Annotated in this window: 1 protein-coding gene; it reads left to right on the top strand. The window is 40.7% G+C overall.

Annotation, left to right across the window (positions count from 1 at the left end; genetic code table 11):
* Nucleotides 1–2,021: penicillin-binding protein 1B (gene mrcB / locus H5072_RS17715; RefSeq protein ID WP_182694303.1), on the top strand; the 2,021-nt coding region annotated here is incomplete at its 5' end.
* Nucleotides 2,022–2,099: the final 78 nt, after the last annotated feature.

Raw genomic sequence — 2,099 nt, forward strand, 5'->3', positions numbered from 1 at the left:
TGTTTGAGTTAGAGCGTCTACATTATTCATCTGTTAATAGATTAAGCAGAACAGGGCAGTTTGTTAAAACAGCAGATAGCATCAAGATTTATCGCCGTGATTTTGAATTTTATGATGGCCTTGAAGAATCACATATTATTGAACTTCGTTTTGCAGGGCAAAAAGTTGCGACTATTAAAGATAAGTTCGGCAGGCGTTTAAACTCTGCTCGCCTAGAACCTGTGCAAATAGCGCGAATTGGCAACGACTCTAAACAAGATAGAGAATTTGTACCGCTAGATAAGTTCCCAGCCATGCTTAAAGATACGCTACTGGTAGTTGAAGACCGTGATTTTTATGATCACCATGGTGTGTCGGTGTTTTCTATTTTACGTGCGCTTTATTCAAATATTAAAGCGGGACGCACCGTTCAAGGTGGCAGTACGCTTACTCAGCAATTAGCTAAAAATATTTACCTCACGCGTGAGCGTTCTTTAGTACGAAAAATAAATGAGGCCTTTATTGCCCTTATTTTAGATTATCGCTATTCAAAAGATCAGATATTAGAAGCTTACTTAAATGAGGTATACCTAGGGCAGTCATACAACCAAGGTATCCATGGTATGGGGCTTGCTTCTGACTTTTACTTTTCAAAGCCTGTAGACGAGCTTGAGTACGATCAAATTGCTCTGCTGGTGGCAATGGTTAAAGGCCCATCTTATTACAACCCACGTCGTTATAAAGAGCGCACAATGGAGCGCAGGGACTTAGTGCTGCGTCTAATGGTCGAAAATAAGTTACTTAGCACAAAAGAGTACCGTGCATCGCTTAATCGCCCAATTGATATTGCGCCAATGAAAGCCAGTTTACAAAAATCATACCCAGGCTATTTAGAGCTAGTAAACAGAGAGTTAAATGAATTATTACCTGATCAGCAAACACTTGATGCAGGCGTAAGAGTATTTACTTATTTTGACTTGCAAAAGCAAACAGCAATGGAAGAGTCGGTTGAAAAGAGTTTACCGTACTTGGAAAATCGCCCTAGAACTGAAAAACTAGAAGCAGCCATGATCTCTGTTAATGTAGAAAAAGGCGGTGTTTCTGCACTTATTGCTGGTCGCGATGTTCGATATTCAGGATTTAACCGTGTTTTAGACACAAAACGTAATATAGGCTCGCTTGTAAAACCTGCCGTGTATTTAACCGCACTGCAATTGCCACATTATAATTTAGCTACTTTGCTTGATGACTCGCCAGTACAGGTCACAAATGAGCAAGGTAAAGTGTGGCAACCAGAAAATTTTGACCACCAATACCGTGGTGCAATTCCACTTTATAAAGCATTTAGTAACAGTATAAATATCCCAGCGGTTAATTTAGGCCTCGATGTAGGTGTTGATAAAGTAGTAAATACATTGAAAGGTTTAGGCGCAACAGGGGCGATAGACGAATACCCATCGCTGCTTTTAGGGGCTGTTGAAATGTCGAGTTTTGAAGTGGCTCAGCTTTATACAACAATTGCTGCAGATGGCGAATATAAAAAGCTCACTGCAATTTCGGCATTAACTGACTCTGTTGGTAAAGTACTTTATAAGCATAAAGTAAATGCAGAGCCTCGTTTTGATAAATCTGCAATGTATATGACCAAATACGCAATGAAACGCGTAACGAAAGATGGCACTGCTAAACGCTTAAATTTACACTTTCCGTCAATCCAGCTCGCTGGTAAAACAGGGACCAGCAACGATTTACGTGATAGTTGGTTTGCAGGCTTTGATCAAAATACAGTGACTGTTGCGTGGCTTGGTCGAGATGACAACAAAAGCACTGGTTTAACAGGTAGCGTAGGCGCATTAGAAGCATATATTCGTTACTTAAAACCACTTAACCCACAAGCAATAGCTGATACGCGTCCACCATCAATACGCTGGGCATTTGTAAATGAGCAAACGGGTAAGCAGGCACCACCAGGATGTGGCAAGGTGATTCAGCTACCGCTTAGGGCGAGTGAGTTCGAGCCTAGGCCGCAATGCATACGTTAATTTAAGATTACTTTAAACAACAAAGCCGCTTATTTAGCGGCTTTGTTGTAAGTTGTAGTTAACGTTTAAGATTTAAAA

Origin of the sequence: Pseudoalteromonas sp. SR45-5, from assembly GCF_014163565.1 — a bacterium.
In the GTDB taxonomy this organism is placed as follows: domain Bacteria; phylum Pseudomonadota; class Gammaproteobacteria; order Enterobacterales; family Alteromonadaceae; genus Pseudoalteromonas; species Pseudoalteromonas distincta.